This window comes from Streptomyces colwelliae, from assembly GCF_048158785.1.
In the GTDB taxonomy this organism is placed as follows: Bacteria; Actinomycetota; Actinomycetes; order Streptomycetales; family Streptomycetaceae; genus Streptomyces.
The window spans coordinates 1-279 of the sequence record NZ_JBLTJC010001100.1; the positions used below are offsets into that span (position 1 = coordinate 1).

1 rRNA gene is annotated in these 279 nt (G+C 56.6%); it reads right to left on the reverse strand.

The features are described from left to right. A 23S ribosomal RNA gene (locus ACNFOC_RS56005) occupies positions 1 to 279 on the reverse strand; the annotation flags it as partial.

Genomic DNA, 279 nt, shown 5'->3' on the forward strand with positions numbered 1-279 from the left:
TTAGTCAATCGGCGCACACGTTTCTCACGTGTGTATCGCTACTCATGCCTGCATTCTCACTCGTGAACCGTCCACCACTAGCTTCCGCTGCGGCTTCACCCGGCACACGACGCTCCCCTACCCATCCACACACCCGTTGGGGCTTCTTGTGTGAATGACACGACTTCGGCGGTACGCTTGAGCCCCGCTACATTGTCGGCGCGGAATCACTAGACCAGTGAGCTATTACGCACTCTTTCAAGGGTGGCTGCTTCTAAGCCAACCTCCTGGTTGTCTCTG